This window comes from Pseudomonas sp. HR1 (assembly GCF_030175875.1).
Classification (GTDB): domain Bacteria; phylum Pseudomonadota; class Gammaproteobacteria; order Pseudomonadales; family Pseudomonadaceae; genus Chryseomonas; species Chryseomonas oryzihabitans.
On the sequence record NZ_JASNRF010000001.1, the window covers coordinates 41415 to 59756 of the forward strand.

The following is an 18342-nucleotide window of genomic DNA, read 5'->3' on the forward strand; positions in this document are numbered from 1 at the left end:
GGTGCTTGTAGCTGTGGGCACACTGGGCCACATGGCCCGAAAGGCCGCATATTCTAAGGGCTGTTACCCGGTTTGCCAATGGCTTTCAACGGCACCCTCGGCATAGCGGCAGCCTGGAGACTCCAGCGGTGGAGCCCCGTCGCTCGCGAAGGTGCATCAGCACTGGTGCCGACGCATCTCGCAGAGCCCTTTCCGATGCCGGCCATCTGGCGACGGGCGGCACTCGGAAATCACATCTTCGGCATGCCGCCGCCGGGGAACATGCTGCCCATGCCGCGCATCATCTTGGCCATGCCGCCCTTGGCGGTGACCTTCTTCATCATCTTCTGCATCTGCTTGTGCTGCTTGATGAGGCGGCCGACGTCCTGCACCTGGGTGCCGGAACCCAGGGCGATGCGCTTCTTGCGCGAGCCGCTGATCAGCTCCGGATCGCGGCGCTCGGCCGGGGTCATGGAGTCGATGATGGCTTCCATCTGCTTGAAATGCTTTTCTGCGGCGCCCTGGGCGTTGCCCATCTGCTGGATGTTCATGCCACCCATCATGGTCGGCAGCTTGTCCATCAGCGAACCCAGGCCGCCCATGTTCTTCATCTGGCGCAACTGGTCGCGGAAGTCTTCGAGATCGAAGCCCTTGCCCTTCTTGAGCTTCTTGGCCAGCTTGTCGGCCTTTTCGCGATCCAGGGTCTGTTCGGCCTGCTCGATCAGCGAGAGGACGTCGCCCATGCCGAGGATGCGCGAGGCGACGCGATCCGGGTGGAAGGGATCGAGGGCTTCGCTCTTCTCGCCCATGCCGATGAACTTGATCGGCTTGCCGGTGATGTGGCGGACCGACAGGGCGGCACCGCCCCGGGCATCGCCGTCGACCTTGGTCAGGATCACGCCGGTGAGCGGCAAGGCGTCGTTGAAGGCCTTGGCGGTGTTGGCGGCGTCCTGACCAGTCATGGCGTCGACCACGAACAGGGTCTCGGCCGGCTTGGTAGCCGCATGGACCTGCTGGATCTCCGCCATCATCTCGCTATCGATGTGCAGGCGACCGGCGGTGTCGACGATGACCACGTCGATGAACTTGAGCTTGGCTTCGCGGATGGCGGCCTGGGCGATCTCCACCGGCTTCTGGCTGATGTCGGAGGGGAAGAAGGTGACACCCACCTCCCCGGCCAGGGTTTCCAGCTGCTTGATGGCGGCCGGACGATAGACGTCGGCGGAGACGACCATGACGGTCTTCTTCTTGCGCTCCTTGAGGAAGCGCGCCAGCTTGCCCGCGGTGGTGGTCTTGCCCGCGCCCTGCAGGCCGGCCATGAGGATGACCGCCGGCGGCGCGACGTTGAGCGCCAGGTCTTCGTTGGCCGCGCCCATGATGGCTTCGAGCTCGGCGCGCACGATCTTCACGAAGGCCTGGCCCGGGGTCAGACTCTTGGACACCTCGGTGCCGACCGCCCGCTCCTTGACCCGATTGACGAACTCCTTGACCACCGGCAGGGCGACGTCCGCCTCGAGCAGCGCCATGCGCACCTCGCGCAGGGTGTCCTTGATGTTGTCTTCGGTGAGCTTGGCCTTGCCGGTAATGTGGCGCAGGCTTTGGGACAGGCGGTCTGTGAGATTCTCGAACATGCGGACATCCAGGGCAGAAACGGCGGCTGACCGGCAAGTATAACGAAAGAGCGCCTGAGCAGGGATAGCCGCCAGGGCCGCTACCGCGTGAAACCGTCAGCAGGGCCGGTATCGGCGAGCCGCCGAGGCAGGAGCGCGAGGCACCGACGCCAGGGCCGGTGCCTGCGGGGAGGGGATCAGAAGATCAGCGAGAAGATGCCGATGACCACCACCAGGCCGATCAGAAAGATGATGCCCATGGTACCGCCGAGAAATTTAAGCATGGTCGCGACCTCTTCAAGATATGTACCTCTTGGGACCACCCGCTGGCGGCCAGGGTTCGCCCAGCCTGGCCAGCCGGCGCCAAGGCGCGGCTCAGACTTTCTGTACCGCCCTGTCTGTGCCACACTCGCCTGCTTTCCGCTCTGCTGAAACCGGACCATGCACGCCCTGCTGCCCACCCTCCTGGCCGCCGCCCTCTATCTGCTCGCGACCCTCTACCAGGGCAGTTGCCTGCTGCGCAAACAGCCGTCGAGCAAGCCCCTGGTCCTGGGCGCCGGCATCCTGGCCCTGCTGCCCCACGCCCTGGCCGTCTATCTGCAGCTGATCCTCGAACCGACCCTGAGCCTGGACTTCTTCGACGCCTCCAGCCTGATCTCGGCGACCGCCATCGCGCTGATGCTGATCGGCTGCCTGCGCATGCCGCTGCAACCGCTGCTGGTGCTGGTCTATCCCCTCGGTGCCATCACCGCGCTGCTGGCCGAATTCGTGCCACCGGGCACCGTGACGCCGCTGGACGTGTCGCCCAAGATCGTCGTGCACGTGCTGCTGTCGATCATCGCCTACGGGCTCTTCACCCTGGCGGTGCTGCAGTCGCTGCTGCTGCTGATCCAGGATCGCCAGCTCAAGAACAAGCACCCGTCCGGGCTGATCCGCAGCTTTCCCCCGCTGCAGACCATGGAAAGCCTGCTGTTCGGCTTTCTCTGGGCCGGCTGGGTGGTGCTGTCGCTGTCGCTGATCTCCGGCTGGTTCTTTGTCGAGGACATGTTCGCCCAGCACCTGGTGCACAAGACGGTGCTCTCCTGCATCGCCTGGGTGGTGTTCGGCATCCTGCTGTGGGGGCGCAATCGCCTGGGCTGGCGCGGCCACCGGGCGATCCGCTGGACGCTGCTGGGCTTCATCCTGCTGATGCTGGCCTATTTCGGCAGCAAGCTGGTGCGGGAATTCATCCTGCATCGTTGACAGTCGTCGTTCCACTACCTGCATAATCAGGCGACCGAACCACGTTCGGCGCGACCCGGCCAACAGCCGCTTCGCGCCCGGCACGTCATAACAGGTCGTCCCGCCCGTCCCCATCCTCGGACAGCCGCTGCCCCACCGGGCCGCTCCGGCAGACGCCTCCTACAAGAACGACTGCCCGGTACCCCTGCATGTCCACGACCGCTGCCGCCTTCGACGCGCCCACCTCCGTGCCGCGCAACTCCCCCACTCGCGTGGCCACCGCCAGCTTCATCGGCACCGCCATCGAGTTCTACGACTTCTACGTCTATGCCACGGCCGCGGCCCTGGTGATAGGCCCGGTGTTCTTTCCCCAGGGCGCGGGCATGGCCCAGACCCTCAGCGCCTTCATCACCTTTGGCATCGCCTTCCTGGCGCGGCCGCTGGGTTCGCTGCTGTTCGGCCACTTCGGCGATCGCATCGGGCGCAAGTCCACCCTGGTGGCCTCGCTGCTGCTGATGGGCATCTCCACCACCCTGATCGGCCTCCTGCCCGGCTACGCCAGCATCGGCGTCTGGGCACCGATCCTGCTCTGCCTGCTGAGGTTCGGCCAGGGCCTGGGCCTGGGTGGCGAATGGGGCGGCGCGGCGCTGCTGGCCACCGAGAACGCCCCGCCCGGCAAGCGCGCCTGGTTCGGCATGTTTCCCCAGCTCGGTCCTTCCATCGGCTTTCTCATGGCCAACGGTCTGTTCCTGGCCCTGGCACTGCTGCTGGACGACGAGCAATTCCGCGCCTGGGGCTGGCGCATCCCCTTCCTGCTCAGCGCCCTGCTGGTGGTGGTCGGCCTCTATGTGCGGCTGTCGCTGCACGAGACGCCGGTGTTCGCCGAGGCCATGGCGCGGCGCGAGAAGCTGCGCCTGCCCATGGTCGAGACCTTTGGCAAGCACGGCAAGGCGGTACTGCTGGGCGCCCTGAGCATGGTGGTGTGCTACGCGCTCTTCTATATCTCCACGGTGTTCTCGCTGAGCTACGGGGTGAAGAATCTCGGCTACAGCCGCCAGGAATTCCTCGGCCTGCTCTGTGTGGCCGTGCTGTTCATGGCCCTGGCCACGCCGCTGTCGGCCTGGCTGTCCGATCGCTTCGGCCGCAAGCCGGTACTGGCGGCCAGCGCCATCGCCGCCCTGCTGTCGGGCTTCGCCATGGAGCCGCTGCTGACCCACGGCTCCAGTCAGGCGGTCGGCCTGTTCCTGGCGCTGGAGCTGTTTCTCATGGGCATGACCTTCGGTCCCATGGGCGCCCTGCTGCCGGAAATCTTCCCCACCCGGGTGCGCTACACCGGTGCCTCGGCGGCCTACAACCTGGGCGGCATCCTCGGCGCCTCCCTGGCGCCCTACGCCGCGCAGCAACTGGTGGAGGCCGGTGGCCTGAGCTGGGTGGGCGGCTATGTCTCGGCAGCAGCGGCCATCAGCCTGGTGGCGGTGCTCTGTATGCGCGAGACGCGCGACCAGTCGCTGTAGATCTCTCCAGCCAATGAAAAAGGGCCCCGCGGGGCCCTTTTTCGTGGTGCGCAGCCGGCCTTACAGCTCGACCTTCACCGCCTGGGACGCACGCACGGCCTTGGCCCGGGCGGCTTCGATGCTTTCGTCGCGGGCCAGGGCGACGCCCATGCGCCGCTGCCCCTTCACCTCGGGCTTGCCGAACAGGCGCAGCGCGGTGTCGGGTTCGGCCAGGGCCGCGCCGAGGTTGGCGAAGGCGGTCTGCCGCGAATCGCCGTCCACCAGGATCACCGCCGAGGCCGAGGGACCGAACTGGCGGATGGTGGGGATCGGCAGGCCGAGGATGGCCCGGGCATGCAGGGCGAATTCGGAGAGATCCTGGGAGATCAGGGTCACCAGGCCGGTGTCGTGGGGCCGCGGGGAGACCTCGCTGAACCAGACCTGGTCGCCCTTGACGAACAGTTCCACGCCGAACAGGCCGCGACCGCCCAGGGCCTCGGTGACCGCGCGGGCGACCCGCTCGGACTCGGCCAGGGCCTTGTCGCTCATGGCCTGGGGCTGCCAGGACTCGTGGTAGTCGCCCTTGACCTGGCGATGCCCGACCGGCGCGCAGAAGGAGGTACCGCCGACGTGGCGCACGGTCAGCAGGGTGATCTCGTAGTCGAAGTCGACGAAGCCCTCGACGATCACCCGGCCCTTGCCGGCGCGACCGCCTTCCTGGGCGTATTGCCAGGCGGCCTGCAGCTCGTCGGCGCTGCGCAGCAGGCTCTGGCCCTTGCCCGAGGAACTCATGATCGGCTTGACCACGCAGGGATAGCCCAGCGCCTCGGCGGCGGCGGCATAGTCTTCGTAGGTGTCGGCGAAATGATAGGGCGAGGTGGGCAGGCCCAGTTCCTCGGCGGCGAGGCGACGGATGCCTTCGCGATTCATGGTCAGCTGGGCGGCGCGGGCGGTGGGCACCACGGTGTAGCCCTCGCCTTCCAGCTCCACCAGGGTGGCGGTGGCGATGGCTTCGATTTCCGGCACGATGAAGTGCGGCTGCTCGCGCTCGATCACTGCGCGCAGGGCGGCACCGTCGAGCATGTCGATGACGTGGCTGCGGTGGGCGACCTGCATGGCCGGGGCATCGGCGTAGCGATCCACGGCGATGACCTCGACGCCCAGGCGCTGCAGTTCGATGACGACTTCCTTGCCCAGTTCGCCGGAGCCGCAGAGCAGCACGCGGGTGGCGCTGGGGGACAGGGGGGTACCGATACGGGGCATGACAGATCTCTCCGGCTGATGTCAGGTCAGGAAGGCCGCACCGCCCGCCCGCGCCCGCTCGCTGCAGCGCAGCAGCACCTCGCGGCGCTCGCTGTCGCTCATGGACATCCAGCGGGTGATCTCGGCGGCGCTGCGCTGGCAACCGATGCAGATGTCCTGTTCGTCCAGGGCACAGACATGGACGCAGGGCGAACGCACGGGTGAATCGGCGGTGGTCATGCGGCTTCCCTCGAATGGCCGCGCATTGTGCCCGTTAATGCCCGACTTGGCATGTGCCTTTACCTTGCCGATACCGCTCAATCCCGCCTGGGCGGTGCCTTGAGCACGATACCGGCGTCGTACAGCAGGTTGACCAGTTCGACGATGATCACCGCCGTCAGCCCCCAGATGCGGTGCTCGCCATACTGATAGCTGGGCACCTGCCAGCGCAGGCCGTCGTGGTCGACCCTGAGGGTGTAATCCGGCGGCACCTCGCAGAAGAACTGCAGGGGCACGCTGAAGATCGCGGCGATCTCGGCTTCGCTGGGAACGTATTCGAGCTGATCGGGGATCAGCGCGACGATGGGGGTCACCGCCAGGCCGTAGCGCGACACCAGCGGACTCAGGGGGGCGATCACCTCCACCAGGCCCGGTGGCAGTCCGACCTCTTCCTCGGCCTCGCGCAGGGCAGTGGCGACCAGATCGGCGTCCTCGGGATCGCGCCGGCCGCCCGGCAGGGCCACCTCGCCGCCGTGGGTGGACAGGTTGCTGGCCCTCAGGGTGAGCAGCAACTCGGGATGCTCGCCACGGATGATGGGCACCAGCACCGCCGCTTCCTGGTAGCTCTCGGTGCCGCTCAGGGTGCGCGGCTGATAGTGACGCAGGCGCTGGAGCAACTCATCCACGCCGGAATTCTCCCTTGCTCATCGTATCCCCTGGATCATGGCACGCCCGTCGGGCAATCCCAAGCCCAGCCATCGCTTGCGAGGCCCGGGATCGCCCCGGCACACTGCAGCAAAACGAGGGTGAACCATGAAGCATTGCAATCACTGTGGCGGACTGCTGGAAGAACGCCTTCCCGCGGGTGACAACCGGATGCGCCTGGTCTGCAGCCAGTGCGGCGCAGTGCATTATCAGAATCCGCGGGTGGTGGCCGGCTGCCTGGCGACCTGGGAGGGCAAGGTGCTGCTCTGCCAGCGCGCCATCGAACCGCGCAAGGGTTACTGGACGCTGCCGGCGGGCTTCATGGAAAACGGCGAGACCACCACCGAGGCCGCCGCCCGCGAGACCTTCGAGGAAGCCGGCGCGCAGGTGCAGGGCCTGGAGCTCTATACCCTCTTCGACCTGCCGCACATCGACCAGATCTACATGCTGTTCCGCGGCGAACTGGTCGACGGCCGCTTTGGCGTCGGCGAGGAAAGCCTCGACGTGCGCCTTCTGGACGAAGCCGATATCCCCTGGTCGTCTCTGGCTTTTCCGACCATCAAGCGGACACTAGAATGCTTTTTCGCCGACCGCCGTCGCGGCGAGTTTTCCCTGCGCCATGAAGGCATGGCGCCTATGGTGGTCGCACCCAAGCCTGCCTGAGCTCTTCCGAGGATCTTCCCGACATGCGTCCGTTGCACCTGTTGTTGGCGCTCTGCTATGTGCTGTGCGGTTCGTTGCTTCCCCAGCTGGCCCAGGCCAGCACCAGCGTCACGGTGATCCGCCAGCCGGCCGCGCCGCTGATCGACAAGGTGCTGGTCATCAAGTCGCGCAATCAGCTGCAACTACTCAGCGGCGATACCGTGATGAAGTCCTATCGCATCTCGCTGGGCAAGAATCCCCGCGGCCCCAAGCTGCGCGAGGGCGACAAGCGCACCCCGGAAGGCTTCTACTGGATCGACTGGCGCAAGACCAGCGACAAATTCAACCTGGCCATGCACATCTCCTATCCCAATCGTGAGGACCTGGCCCGCGCCAGCCAGGCCGGCGTGCGTCCCGGCAGCATGATCATGCTGCACGGCACGCCCATCGACGAGGAGTACCCGGAGTGGTACTTCAACTCGCTGAACTGGACCGAGGGCTGCATCGCCATGACCAACCACGACATGCGCGAGGTCTGGGGCCTGGTCAAGGACGGCACCCTGATCGAGATCCGCCCCTGAGCCTCAGGCCGTTAGGCGGCAGTCCTGCGACCGCCGCCTGAGTCCCCGCCCTACCCCGCCACCTGCTCCGCCGGCGAGACGATGGTGGTCTTGCCCCGCGACCGACCGCTGCTGAGGTAGTCGGCGATGGACTCCTGGGTGACCTCGCCCAGGAAGTCGTTGTCGGCGCTGAGCACCGGCAGCCAGGAGCTGTTGAACTGGTACATGCGCGACAGCAGGATGCGCAGGTGCTCGTCGAAGGCCGCGGTAGCCTTGAACGGGGTGATGAAGGGCGCCACCGGGCCGCTCTGCCCGCGCAGGTCGCGGCGGCGCACGTAGCCCAGGCCCTTGTTGGCGGCATCCGTCACCACCAGGTAGCGGCGATCGTGCTCCTCCATCAACTCCACGGCATCGCCGATCAGGGTCTCGGCCTGGATCGAGGGCGCGTTGTCGGCCGCATCCTCGGCGCGGATCAGCAGGAGACGTTTCAAGGTGCTGTCCTGGCCGACGAAGTTGCTGACGAAGTCGTCCTTGGGATGGGCCAGCAGGGTGTCCGGGTGATCGAACTGCACCAGGCGGCCGCCGCGGAACACCGCGATCTTGTCACCCAGGCGGATGGCCTCGTCGATGTCGTGGCTGACCATGATCACCGTCTTGTTCAGCGCCCGCTGCATCTGGAAGAACTCGTTCTGGATGGCATCGCGGTTGATCGGGTCCACCGCGCCGAAGGGTTCGTCCATCAGCAGCAGCGGCGCCTCGGCCGCCAGGGCGCGGATGACGCCGATGCGCTGCTGCTGGCCACCGGACAGTTCGCGCGGATAGCGCGACAGGTACTGCTTGGGTTCGAGCTGCACCATGCTCATCAGCTCGGTGGCGCGCTCGCGGCATCTTTTCTTGTCCCAGCCCAAGAGCTTGGGCACCACGGTGATGTTTTCCTCGATGGTCATGTTGGGGAACAGACCGATCTGCTGGATCACGTAGCCGATATGGCGCCTGAGCGTCACCTCGTCGATGCCGGTGGTGTCCTCGCCATTGATCAGCACCCGGCCCGAGGTGGGCTCGATCAGGCGGTTGATCATCTTCAGGGTGGTGGTCTTGCCGCAGCCGGAGGGGCCGAGGAAGACGCAGATCTGGCCCTCCTCCACGGTGAGGCTCACGGCGTCCACCGCGGTCACGTCCTTGCCATGCTGCTTGAAGGTCTTGGTCAGGCGGTCGAGTTCGATCATCTGGGACTCCTTAAGGGGCGCTGCGCAGGCCGCGCGGGGTGAGGCGGCGTTGCAGCCACTGCAGGACGAGGTCGGCGACGATGGCCAGCAGGCTGACCAGCACCGCGCCGACGATGAGGGTGGCCATGTCGCTGCGACTGATGGAGGTGAGGATGAGCACGCCCAGGCCGCCGGCGCCGATGGTGGCGGCGATGGTCATGACGCCGATGTTCATGACCACGGCGGTACGCACCCCGGCCAGGATCACCGGCAGGGCGATGGGCAGTTCGACCATGCGCAGGCGTTGCCAGAAGGTCATGCCGATACCGGCACCCGCCTCGCGGATGCCCGGCTCGACGCTGGTCAGCGCCAGGTAGGTGTTTCTCAGGATCGGCAGCAGCGAATAGAGGAACACCGCGGTGATGGCCGGCAGCGGACCGAGGCCCTGGCCGAACTTGGAATAGAACGGCAGCAGCAGCCCGAACAGGGCGATGGAGGGCAGCGTCATGACCACCGTGGCCACCGCCTGCAGCGGTCCGGCCAGCCAGGGATAGCGGGTCATGAGGATGCCCAGGGGCACGCCCACCAGGATCGCCAGGGTTACGGCGATCCCCACCAGGGTGATGTGCTGGCGAGTCAGTTCGAGGACCTGCAGCCAGTCGATGTGATTGAAGGAGGTGACGAAATCCATGGGTCATTGCCCTCCGTCTAGGGGGTGCTGGGCGAGGAAGTCGCGGGCCACCTGGGCCGGCGTCTGTCGCTCGATGTCCACCTTGGCGTTGAGCTGACGCATGGTGGCCTGGTCCAGGCTTTCCGCCAGGGGCCTCAGCAGCTCGGCGAGATCCGGGTGCTTTTCCAGATACTTGGCGTTGACCACGGGGGCAGCGGTGTAGTCGGGGAAATAGCCCTTGTCGTCTTCCAGCACCTTGAGCCTGAAGGCATCCAGGCGGCCGTCGGTGGTGTAGACCAGGCCGGTGAAGACCTGGCCGTTGCGCAGGGCGGTGTAGACCAGGCCCGGGTCCATCTGGCGGATGTCGTCCCGGGTGTAGCTCAGGCCATAGGCCTTGACCAGGCCGGCGAGGCCATCGGAGCGGTTGGCGAATTCGATGTCCAGCGCGGTGAGGTGCTGCTTGCCGGCCTCGGCCTTGAGCAGTCCGGCCAGGTCGCTGATGCTGTTCAGCTCGGGATGCTGTCGAGCGATCTTCTCCGGCAACGCCAGGGCATAGGTATTGTTGAAGCGGGTGGGCGCCAGCCAGGCCAGACCGACCTTGGCGTCCAGCTGCTTGACCCGCTGGTAGGAGGCCTCCTTGTCCAGTCGTTCGGTGACATGGTTGTAGGCCACCAGGGAGGTGCCGGTGTATTCCCAGGTGAGGTCGAGCTGGGCGTTCTTCACGCCATTCCAGGCGATGGTGCTGCCCAGGCCGCCGACGATCTCCGGCTGATAGCCGTGGCGGGACAGATACTGCCCAGTGAGTTCGGCGAGGATGGCCTGCTCGGTAAAGACCTTGGCGCCGATGCGGATCGGATCGGCCTGGGCAGCGCTGGCCAGCGTCAGTCCGAACCAGGCGGCGCCCAGGGCGATAAGCAACTTCTTCATCTCGTCTCCTTAGCGGGCCAGGCCGCGTTCCAGCCAGAGGCGACTGGCGAGCAGCACCAGGCCGTCCAGCAGCAGCGCCAGCAGCGCCGTGGCGGCGGCGCCCAGCAGCAGCTGCGACTGGTTCTCCAGGGCGATGGCGGGAAAGATCAGGCTGCCCAGGCTGTTGGCGCCGATGAGAAACACCAGCGGCGTGGTGCCGACGTTGATCGCCAGGGCGACCCGCACCCCGCCGATGATGATGGGCACGGCATTGGGCAGCTCCACCTTGGTCAGCACCTGGGTGGGGGTCATGCCGATGCCGGTGGCAGCCTCCTTGAGCGAGGCCGGCACGTTCTTCAGCCCCTCGTAGGTGTTGCGCACGATGGGCAGCAGCGAGGCCAGGAACAGCGCCAGGATCGCCGGCCCATCGCCGATGCCGACGATGCCCAGGGCGATGGCCAGCACCGCCAGCGGCGGCACGGTATTGCCGATGTTGAACACCTGCATGAAGCGCTCGGCGCTGCGGGCGAACGCTGGCCGACTCAGCAGCACCCCGGCGGGGATGCCCACCAGCAGGGCCAGGACCATGGAGACGGCCACCAGGTAGAGGTGGGCCTGGAGATAGAACAGCAGATCCGCACGATAGGTACTGAGGGTATCCCTACCGATCCAGTGCACCAGCAGTGCCAGGATCACCACCCCCACGGCCGTGCCGAGCAGGAGGGTCTTGAACTTCGCCATGTCAGGCTCCTTCAACGGGCGGACAGGCCGCATGCCTTCCGAGTGCGGACCTCGCACGGGGGCGAGGCGCAGGACGGCCGTCCGGGTTCAGGGTCGAGACACAGCAGGGCATGGCGGGTATGCCGGCTGGACCAACGGGGCACTGCGGATCTCTGATCTGCCTAGCCCTTGGGTGTCGCTCCGGGGGAACGACATGGCGCCTTGTCTCGACCGAAGAGATTGACGTCCATCGCAGTCGATAGTTCGCCAGCTCCTTTTCAGGCTAACCCAATAGACTCGCTCAATGCCAACCCGATCATGCAAAGCGGGACGTCTTGACAGGGTGAAAGGCCCGGCCGAGAGGCCCGGACAGCCGGCAAAAAGCGAGAGTCGCGCGCTAGAGCCTTCGGCGAATGTGTGACGATAAATTTAATACGCTTACTGTTAGCTGCTTTGCAGTACCAGCGCGACGCCTGTCACGGATGCCGGGGCAAGCCACGGCGGTTTCGTGGAGCGGCACACAGCTCAGCTGACGTACGGTCATAACTGAAACATCTTTCTGTGAGCCAGTGCGGTGACGGGGTTTTGGCACCCCTTTATCATGCCGACGAATGGCTGACGCTTTGAGGGATCATTCAGCCATACCAAGGTCAATAGGTGGCCCAGTGATAGCACCAAGCGCCATTTCTGGAACCGCTATAAAAACAGACTATTCACCGAGCTAACTTCAAAGGGAACGTTATGAATGACATGACGGCTTGTGCATCGTTGGACTCCGCTGTTCTCTCCTCTGCCCCCGTGATGCTGCTGCAACCCAAGGTGGAAAACTGGGTGGTGGTGTATGCGCATGGCGGCCTGATCGCCGAATTCAGCGACGAGGCCTCGGCCCGCCGCGAAGCCGAGCAGTGGGCTGGGATCTGCCTGCGTCGCTAAAGACCGCTTTCGAATGACCTGCCTGCGCCATATAAAGATGGAAAGCAGTCACAGGCAGTTCATTACCCGCGCTACCCTTCTTCCTGCCCTGCCCAGGGGCCGCGCTGCCCGAATCCAGCCGCCGCGGCGTCCCGCTCCAAGCTGCCCGCCAGTCTACCCAGCTCGCATTTCCGCGGTTTTCGCCCGACATTAACGTTGTCTGGCGCACCTTCTGAGCCTTGCACTGCAACTTCCCGGCGTCTCTTCAGGCCTCATGGCGGATCGGGCCACGACCGCCCGACATTCCTACGTCTTCCGTCACTGTCCGGGACCTTGCCGATGACGCTACGCCTGAAATCCAAGCTCACCCTGTTGTTCACCCTGCTTTGCAGTCTGGCTGCCATGCCGGTCGCCCAGGCCGCCACACGGGACTTCCCCACCGATCTCGTCGGCCTGAATTTTTCCGGCGCCGGGTTCGCGCCCCACGTACTGCCGGGCAAACCGGGAACCAACTACTTCTTTCCCGACGCCGGCCATTACCGACGCTGGGCGGCCAAGGGCATCCGGGTGATCCGCTTCCCGGTCATCTGGGAGCGCCTCCAGCCCACGCTGGGACAACCCCTGGATCCCGCCTACGCCAAGCTGATCGACCAGACCCTGGACAACGCCAAGCGCTATCGCATGAGCGTGATCCTCGATCTGCACAACTACATGAGATACCGCGGCCAGGTCATCGGCAGCGCGGCGGTGCCCTATCCGGCCTACGCCGATGTCCTGCGCCGGATCGCCCAGCGCTGGCACGAGCACCCCGCCCTGGCCGCCTACGACATCATGAACGAGCCCCACGATGCCGTGGAGCAATGGCCGGTGGCCGCCCAGCACGGTATCGACGCGGTGCGCGAGGTGGATCGGGCGCGTCCGCTCCTGATCGAAGGCAATGGCTGGTCCAGCAGCTATCTCTGGCCGCGCTACAACGCCAAGCTGCTCGGTCTCAAGGATCCGGCCGACAACCTGATCTATTCGGCGCACGTCTATTTCGACAATGACGGTGGCGGCAAGTACCTCAAGAAGGACATGACCGACTTCGATCCCGATGTCGGCATCCGCCGGGTCGAGCCCTTCATCACCTGGCTCAAGCAGCACGGCAAGCGCGGTCACATCGGCGAATTCGGCGTGCCGGACAACGACCCCCGCTGGCTGGCCGCCATGGACCGCCTGCTGGCGCGGCTGCGCCAGGAATGCATCCCGGCCATGTACTGGGCAGCCGGCCCCAACTGGGGCGACTATCCGCTGGCGATCGAACCGGTCAAGGGCAAGCCCCGCCCACAATGGAAGGTGCTGCAAAAGTACGTGAAGCCGGCCGACTGCCAGACCCTGGGTCCCCGCTGAGCGAAGCGCCGCCAGGCAGCACGGGCGGCGCCTTCTTGCAGTCAGGTGACAACTTGTCTGGAAATCGGTGACTGCAATCACAAAACGCCGGGCCAGGGACGGCCTAGCAAGAACTTGCTGGATTTTGGCGATCAAAATGTAACAGCAAGTAATAGTTCGACTATTAAGAAGCTTGCGACGCACAAGAGCCAGGATGCCATGTCAGCTTTCACGTTCCCGCACTACCCCTCCGCTCTTTCCCCCTAACGGCAGCGCTGCATCCGTTCGCCTCTTCTTGCCGCACCCTCAGGGATATCCCATGGAAAGATTTGTCGCTTTGGATAGCTTTCGCGGTCTGTTGGCCGTCGCCGTCGTGCTGTTTCACACCTATGTCGCTCAGGCCGCCTCGGAAAATCCGCTGATCGCCAACGCCTACCTGTTCGTCGAGTTCTTCTTCGTGCTCAGCGGCTTCGTGCTCATGCACACCTATGAGAGCCGGCTGCGCACCCTGGACGATTATCGCGACTTCGCCATCAGTCGCGCGACGCGGATCCTGCCGCTGCATCTGGCCATGCTGGGTCTCTATGTGCTGCTGGAGTGCGGTCGCCTGCTGGCGGAAAAACTGGGGGTCGGCTTCAACGATCCGGCGTTCAGCGGCGCCACCGCGCCCGAGCAATTCCTGCCCAATCTGTTGCTGCTGCAATCCTGGCTGGGCCAGGCCATCACCGGCTCCTTCAACTACCCATCCTGGAGCATCAGCATCGAGTTCTACCTCTATCTGATCTTCGGCCTGCTGGTGCTCAAGGGCCAGGGTCATCAGCGCCAGTGGTTCCTGGCGATCGCCCTGCTGGCCTTCGTGCAGCTGCTGTTTCCCTTCCTTCCGTTGAAGACCGAGATCTTCCGCGGTCTGTCGTGCTTTTTCGCCGGCGCCTGCACCTATCGCCTCTATGTCTGGATCAAGCAGCACAACGGCGGACAATTCGGTGGCACCCTGCTGGAACTGGCCTGCCTGATCGCCGGCGCCGCGGTGATGACCTCCGATCTACCGGTACCCAAGAAGGGCGTGCTGGCGACCCTGGTGTTCTGCGTCACCATCCTCACCTTCGCCTTCGAGCGCGGCCTGGTCTCCAGCGTGCTGCATCACGGCCTCTTCGTGCGCCTGGGGGTACTGTCCTATTCGATCTACCTGTGCCACGCCGCGGTGATCTTCGTGGTCAAGAGCGCTTTCATCGTGTTGGGCAAGCTGCTGCACCAGGACCTCACGGTGGTGGCGCCCTCCCATGACGCCCCGCTGCCCTTCATGATCCGCTACATCGCCACCGGCAGCGTCGTGCTGGACAACCTGGTGGTGGTGGTGGAACTGGCGGTGGTCTTCGCCTTCGCCTGCCTGACCCACAGATACATCGAGGTCCCGGGCATGGCGCTGGGCAAGCGTCTGGTGCGCCGCAAACGCACCCCACCCTGCTGCGACGGTAACATCCAGCCGCAGCGCTGAGCGGCGCCTGGTGCAGTCCTACCGACCTCAAGCCGGTAGGACTGCCCTCTGCTATACTCCGCCCCCTCTTTTTTCGCTCTCGCCCAGGTTCATCCATGACCACCCAGGCCGCCGAAGTCGCCAAGCGCCGTACCTTCGCCATCATTTCCCACCCCGACGCGGGCAAGACCACCATCACCGAAAAGCTGCTGCTGATGGGCCAGGCCATCGCCGTCGCGGGTACGGTGAAGTCGCGCAAATCCGACCGGCACGCGACCTCCGACTGGATGGAGATGGAAAAGCAGCGCGGCATCTCCATCACCACCTCGGTGATGCAGTTCCCCTATCGCGAGCACATGATCAACCTGCTCGACACCCCCGGCCACGAGGACTTCTCCGAAGACACCTACCGCACCCTGACCGCGGTGGACTCGGCGCTGATGGTGCTCGACGGTGGCAAGGGCGTCGAACCCCGCACCATCGCCCTGATGGACGTCTGCCGCCTGCGCGACACGCCCATCGTCAGCTTCATCAACAAGCTCGACCGCGACATCCGCGATCCCATCGAACTGCTCGACGAGATCGAGGCGGTGCTCAAGATCAAGGCCGCGCCCATCACCTGGCCGATCGGCAGCTATCGCGACTTCAAGGGCGTCTATCACCTCTCGGACGACCGCATCTACGTCTATACCCCCGGCCATGGCCACGAGCGCATCGCCACCAAGACCATCGACAAGCTGGACTCCGACGAGGCCCGCGCGCACCTGGGCGATCTCTACGAGCGCTTCGTCGAGGAGCTGGAGCTGGTCCAGGGCGCCTGCCACGAATTCGATGGCGAGGCCTTCCTGCGCGGCGAGATGACCCCGGTGTTCTTTGGTACCGCGCTGGGCAACTTCGGCGTCGACCAGGTGCTCGACGCCGTGGTCGACTGGGCTCCGCGCCCGCTGTCGCGCGCCGCTCACGAGCGGGTGGTGGAGCCGGTGGAAGAGAAGTTTTCCGGCTTCGTGTTCAAGATCCAGGCGAACATGGATCCCAAGCACCGCGACCGCATCGCCTTCATGCGCATCTGCTCGGGCAAGTACGAGAAGGGCATGAAGCTGCGCCATGTACGCATCAAGAAGGATCTGAAGATCGCCGACGCCCTGACCTTCTTCTCCAGCGAGCGCGAGCACCTGGACGAGGCCTTCGCCGGCGACATCATCGGCCTGCACAACCATGGCACCATCCAGATCGGCGACACCTTTACCGAAGGCGAAGCCCTGGGCTTCACCGGTATCCCGCACTTCGCCCCGGAACTGTTCCGCCGCGTGCGCCTCAAGGATCCGCTGAAATCCAAGCAGCTGCGCCAGGGGCTGCAGGAACTGGCTGAGGAAGGCGCCACCCAGGTGTTCTTCCCCGAGCGCAACAACGACATCGTGCTCGGCGCGGTGGGTGTGCTGCAGTTCGACGTGGTCGCCAGCCGCCTGAAGGAGGAATACAAGGTGGAGTGCGCCTACGAGGCCATCAACGTCTGGTCGGCGCGCTGGATCGAGTGCGACGACAAGAAGAAGCTCGAAGACTTCAAGAACAAGGCCTTCGAGAACCTGGCGGTGGACGGCGGCGGTCACCTCACCTACCTGGCGCCGACCCGGGTCAACCTGGCGCTGATGGAAGAGCGCTGGCCGGAGATCAAATTCCGCGCCACCCGCGAGCACCACTAAGCGCCATCGCCCTGACCGGTGCGCCTGGCACCGGTCAGGCGCACCCGCCCTCCTCCTGAAACCGTAGCGCCGGATCAGCCCTGGTCGGAAGACTCGGCCGCAGCTTCCAGCTCGACCATCGTCAGCTCCAGTTCCGCCCGCTCGGTCCACTGGCCGTCCAGTTCGGTGCGTACCGCCACGCCCAGCTCCTTGAAGTCGGCCACCTGCTTGACCAGGTTGCCCGGCCCGCCCACCAGTTGGCCGCAGGCCTTGCGATAGGCTTCGCCGGCCTTGTCCAGACTCTTGCCGATGCCGTCCATGCTGCCGAGAAAGGTGCGCAGCTTGTCGTAGACCTTGCCCGCGCGCTCGGCCAGTTCGGCGGTGTGGCGATTCTGGTCTTCGAAGCGCCAGAGCTGGCGGACGATGTTGAGGCTGGTGAGCAGGGTGGTCGGCGTCGCCACCAGGACATTCTGCTCGATGGCGCGCTGGAACAGACTCTCGTCGGCCTTGAGCGCCTCGACGAAGGCCGATTCGATGGGGATGAACAGGAAGACCATCTCCGGCGAATTCAGCCCCGGCAGGCTGAAGTATTCGCGATCGGCCAGTTCGCGGATACGCTCGCCCACGGCGCGCACGTGCTCGCCCAGGGCCAGGCGCCGCTCGCCCTCGTCTTCGCTGTTGACGTAGCGGGTATAGGCGTTGAGCGACACCTTGGCGTCCACCACCAGGTGCTTCTTCTGTGGCAGATGGACCAGCACGTCCGGTCGCCGGCGGCCGGTCTCGGTGGTGAAGCTGCGTTCGCGGACGAAGTCGCGCCCCTCGCGCAGGCCGGAGCGTTCCAGCACGTTTTCCAGGATGAGTTCGCCCCAGTTGCCCTGGGCCTTCTTCTGGCCGCGCAGGGCGGTGGCCAGGTCGTGGGCCTCCTGGGTGATCTGGCGGTTAAGCTCCTTGAGGTCGAGCAGTTGCTGGCCGAGGGCCGCCTGCTGCTGCACATCCTTGTGGTGGATGTCTTCGACCTTGGCGCGAAAACCCTCGATCTGCTCGCGGAAGGGCCGTAGGAGCGCATCCAGGGATTGCTGGCTGTGCTGGGCGAAGGCCTGGCCCTTGGCGTCGAAGATGCGTCCGGCCAGTTGCTCGAATTCCAGCTTGAGTTGCTCGCGACTCTCGCGCAGCAGCTGTTGCTGCGCCTGGAAGTGCTCTTCCTTCTGTTCCAGGGTGGTCCGGAGCGTCGCGTGTTCTTCGGTCAGGCGCGCATGGCGTTCCTGCACCTCGGCGTGCAGCTGCTGCTCGCGGTGCTGGCGCTCGCGCACCTCGGCGAGCTGCTCCTGGATGCCCTGCAGCTGGGCGCGGGTGGCCTCGGCCAGGGCGTGCTGTTCGGCGGCCTGCAGCTGCGCCTGGCGGGTCTGCTGGCGCAACTCGGCTTCCAACTCGCGATTGGCCTCCAGCTGGCGCTGCAGGGCGGCGGTGCGTTCGCGCTCGGCGCCCAGCTCCACCACCTGGCGACCGTTGGCCAGCTCGGCGCGTTGCAGGTCGTCGCGCAGCATGTCGTAGCGCTCGGCGGCACTGTCGAGTTGCTGTTGCAGATAGCGCTGGCGCCCGGTCAGCCAGACGGCCGAACCCGCCCAGCCGGCCAGCAGCAACAGGGGAAGCACAAGGGAAACGAAAGGCAGGGAAGTCATGGCGCTCTCATCGCGGACGGCTCCCCTCACCTTAGGCAGGCGCGAGGGGAGCGTCCAG

Annotated in this window: 17 protein-coding genes and 1 pseudogene; 8 read left to right on the plus strand and 10 right to left on the minus strand. The window is 65.5% G+C overall.

Going from position 1 to position 18342, the window contains the following annotated elements; genetic code table 11:
• Nucleotides 1-230 precede the first annotated feature (230 nt).
• Nucleotides 231-1610 carry a signal recognition particle protein gene (gene ffh, locus QKY98_RS00190; protein ID WP_007160953.1) on the minus strand — a complete coding sequence of 460 codons (1380 nt, stop codon included), beginning with the start codon at nt 1608-1610 and terminating at the stop codon, nt 231-233.
• 176 nt (nt 1611-1786) lie between these two features.
• Nucleotides 1787-2032 (minus strand): small membrane protein YohP, encoded by a 246-nt coding sequence (locus QKY98_RS00195; protein ID WP_169854828.1) that lies wholly within the window; start codon nt 2030-2032, stop codon nt 1787-1789.
• Here QKY98_RS00195 and QKY98_RS00200 point away from each other — a divergent pair.
• Together QKY98_RS00200 and QKY98_RS00205 are read left to right on the plus strand one after the other, a co-directional pair.
• Complete coding sequence (locus QKY98_RS00200; protein ID WP_007160952.1) at nt 2031-2831, plus strand: cytochrome C assembly family protein; 801 nt, start codon at nt 2031-2033, stop codon at nt 2829-2831. The genes QKY98_RS00195 and QKY98_RS00200 overlap by 2 nt on opposite strands.
• A 188-nt stretch (nt 2832-3019) precedes the next feature.
• Nucleotides 3020-4324, plus strand: a complete 1305-nt coding sequence (locus QKY98_RS00205; RefSeq protein WP_284670137.1) for an MFS transporter — start codon at nt 3020-3022, stop codon at nt 4322-4324.
• Between the two features lie 60 nt (nt 4325-4384).
• Here the strand turns inward: QKY98_RS00205 and purT are convergent, their stop codons facing one another.
• From purT to QKY98_RS00220, 3 genes are all read right to left on the minus strand, one after another.
• Nucleotides 4385-5566 carry a formate-dependent phosphoribosylglycinamide formyltransferase gene (gene purT / locus QKY98_RS00210; RefSeq protein ID WP_027600826.1) on the minus strand — a complete coding sequence of 394 codons (1182 nt, stop codon included), beginning with the start codon at nt 5564-5566 and terminating at the stop codon, nt 4385-4387.
• Between the two features lie 21 nt (nt 5567-5587).
• A complete protein-coding gene (locus tag QKY98_RS00215; RefSeq protein WP_007160948.1) occupies nt 5588-5785 on the minus strand; it encodes a DUF1289 domain-containing protein in 198 nt (65 codons plus the stop codon).
• A 77-nt stretch (nt 5786-5862) separates the two neighbouring features.
• Entirely contained in the window at nt 5863-6450 is a 588-nt protein-coding gene (locus QKY98_RS00220; RefSeq protein WP_007160947.1) for a CoA pyrophosphatase, read from the minus strand.
• 127 nt (nt 6451-6577) lie between these two features.
• Here QKY98_RS00220 and QKY98_RS00225 point away from each other — a divergent pair, with 127 nt between their 5' ends.
• Together QKY98_RS00225 and QKY98_RS00230 are read left to right on the plus strand one after the other, a co-directional pair.
• On the plus strand, nt 6578-7132 hold the full coding sequence (locus tag QKY98_RS00225; protein WP_027600827.1) for an NUDIX hydrolase: 555 nt from the start codon (nt 6578-6580) through the stop codon (nt 7130-7132).
• A gap of 137 nt (nt 7133-7269) precedes the next feature.
• A pseudogene (locus QKY98_RS00230) lies at nt 7270-7692 on the plus strand (L,D-transpeptidase family protein); the annotation flags it as partial.
• Between the two features lie 50 nt (nt 7693-7742).
• Here the strand turns inward: QKY98_RS00230 and QKY98_RS00235 are convergent.
• From QKY98_RS00235 to QKY98_RS00250, 4 genes are read right to left on the minus strand one after another with little or no spacing between them, the layout of a single operon-like run.
• Nucleotides 7743-8897: an ABC transporter ATP-binding protein gene (locus QKY98_RS00235; protein ID WP_132832796.1), complete on the minus strand. Its 1155-nt coding sequence runs from the start codon at nt 8895-8897 to the stop codon at nt 7743-7745.
• Between the two features lie 10 nt (nt 8898-8907).
• Nucleotides 8908-9567 (minus strand): ABC transporter permease, encoded by a 660-nt coding sequence (locus tag QKY98_RS00240; RefSeq protein ID WP_007160943.1) that lies wholly within the window; start codon nt 9565-9567, stop codon nt 8908-8910.
• Nucleotides 9568-9570: 3 nt separating this feature from the next.
• Nucleotides 9571-10473: a glycine betaine ABC transporter substrate-binding protein gene (locus QKY98_RS00245; protein ID WP_042137128.1), complete on the minus strand. Its 903-nt coding sequence runs from the start codon at nt 10471-10473 to the stop codon at nt 9571-9573.
• Nucleotides 10474-10482: 9 nt separating this feature from the next.
• Nucleotides 10483-11193, minus strand: a complete 711-nt coding sequence (locus QKY98_RS00250) for an ABC transporter permease (protein WP_044341554.1) — start codon at nt 11191-11193, stop codon at nt 10483-10485.
• 720 nt (nt 11194-11913) lie between these two features.
• Between QKY98_RS00250 and QKY98_RS00255 the strand changes: the two genes are divergently transcribed.
• The 4 genes from QKY98_RS00255 (at nt 11914) to QKY98_RS00270 (ending at nt 16626) form a co-directional block, all read left to right on the plus strand.
• A complete protein-coding gene (locus tag QKY98_RS00255; RefSeq protein ID WP_132832793.1) occupies nt 11914-12105 on the plus strand; it encodes a hypothetical protein in 192 nt (63 codons plus the stop codon).
• Nucleotides 12106-12423: 318 nt separating this feature from the next.
• Complete coding sequence (locus QKY98_RS00260) at nt 12424-13473, plus strand: glycoside hydrolase family 5 protein (RefSeq protein ID WP_074583942.1); 1050 nt, start codon at nt 12424-12426, stop codon at nt 13471-13473.
• Nucleotides 13474-13771: 298 nt separating this feature from the next.
• On the plus strand, nt 13772-14947 hold the full coding sequence (locus tag QKY98_RS00265; protein ID WP_027600209.1) for an acyltransferase family protein: 1176 nt from the start codon (nt 13772-13774) through the stop codon (nt 14945-14947).
• Between the two features lie 95 nt (nt 14948-15042).
• Nucleotides 15043-16626, plus strand: a complete 1584-nt coding sequence (locus QKY98_RS00270) for a peptide chain release factor 3 (RefSeq protein ID WP_007160937.1) — start codon at nt 15043-15045, stop codon at nt 16624-16626.
• 74 nt (nt 16627-16700) lie between these two features.
• Here the strand turns inward: QKY98_RS00270 and QKY98_RS00275 are convergent, their stop codons facing one another.
• The gene (locus QKY98_RS00275) at nt 16701-18284 is read right to left on the minus strand and encodes a DNA recombination protein RmuC (RefSeq protein WP_108582494.1); all 1584 of its coding nucleotides are present in this window, start codon (nt 18282-18284) and stop codon (nt 16701-16703) included.
• Between the last annotated feature and the right edge of the window lie 58 nt (nt 18285-18342).